The organism is Microcoleus asticus IPMA8, from assembly GCF_013179805.1.
Taxonomy (GTDB): Bacteria; Cyanobacteriota; Cyanobacteriia; order Cyanobacteriales; family Microcoleaceae; genus Microcoleus; species Microcoleus asticus.
The window spans coordinates 1-1,435 of sequence record NZ_SRRZ01000050.1; the positions used below are offsets into that span (position 1 = coordinate 1).

The 1,435-nt window shown below is 39.9% G+C and carries 1 CRISPR repeat array.

From position 1 onward, the window contains the following. The first annotated feature begins 102 nt into the window (after nucleotides 1-102). Nucleotides 103-1,363: direct repeats of the CRISPR family, unit length 37 nt; unit sequence GTTTCAATCCCTGATAGGGTTTTAGGTTTTTTCCGGC. The last annotated feature ends 72 nt before the right edge of the window (nucleotides 1,364-1,435 follow it).

The following is a 1,435-nucleotide window of genomic DNA, read 5'->3' on the forward strand; positions in this document are numbered from 1 at the left end:
AATGATACGGCTACCTCATACTTCTACATTTGTAATATCGTCTCCTGCTTTAGTTGTTTATTTGAGCGTTTTGTAGGAACGCTTCAAAAGTAAAAGTTTTATGTTTCAATCCCTGATAGGGTTTTAGGTTTTTTCCGGCGTTGATAAGGTTCCAATTCCTTTCGATCCTTTTGCCGGTTTCAATCCCTGATAGGGTTTTAGGTTTTTTCCGGCGTTATAAAATTTGGCTCGTTAGATAAAGATAAAGTTTCAATCCCTGATAGGGTTTTAGGTTTTTTCCGGCTAAACCGATTTCGCGAAAGTGTCAAGCGTTCCGCAAGTTTCAATCCCTGATAGGGTTTTAGGTTTTTTCCGGCAATGAATTTAGCTCGCAACACCTGTTTAGACATGTTTCAATCCCTGATAGGGTTTTAGGTTTTTTCCGGCTTGCAAAGAAGCCAACAGTCAACAGGAAGTCGGCTCGTTTCAATCCCTGATAGGGTTTTAGGTTTTTTCCGGCGCACAATCTTCGTAATTAATTGTCAAATCTGTTGTTTCAATCCCTGATAGGGTTTTAGGTTTTTTCCGGCGTGAGCGGTAAACAGCTTGAAGTAGTTGGTGAGAGTTTCAATCCCTGATAGGGTTTTAGGTTTTTTCCGGCGGTGATGATTTTCATCATTTGGCTGAGTTGCATCATGTTTCAATCCCTGATAGGGTTTTAGGTTTTTTCCGGCTTATAAGACAGGTGTAAATTATGGCATCAAGTAAAGTTTCAATCCCTGATAGGGTTTTAGGTTTTTTCCGGCCCAATAAGCCTGACTATAAGCATCGTATTGTTTCGTTTCAATCCCTGATAGGGTTTTAGGTTTTTTCCGGCTTAAGTACAGACTAAAATTTTAGCAATCACTTCATTAGTTTCAATCCCTGATAGGGTTTTAGGTTTTTTCCGGCTAAAAATGGCGCACAGAATGATACTTAAACCAATGTTTCAATCCCTGATAGGGTTTTAGGTTTTTTCCGGCGCAATTTGGGCTAGTATCGCACTTCTAGCGGAAGTGTTTCAATCCCTGATAGGGTTTTAGGTTTTTTCCGGCGGCATGACAATTCAATCTGTTTTGTCGCAAACTTTTCAAGTTTCAATCCCTGATAGGGTTTTAGGTTTTTTCCGGCGGAAGACGGCAAAGAATACGAAGATGTTTTTGTTGAGTTTCAATCCCTGATAGGGTTTTAGGTTTTTTCCGGCTTGCAAGCCGAGACGAGTTTGGCTCTTTTAAATGTTTCAATCCCTGATAGGGTTTTAGGTTTTTTCCGGCCTTACGTTTGGCGGCTAACTGCTTCTCAATTAGTGTTTCAATCCCTGATAGGGTTTTAGGTTTTTTCCGGCGTGTAATTACTCAATTCCTCAATCTTAAAAACAACTGTAGCTAACGAAGATATGTTTATTGTTTTTTTCGGG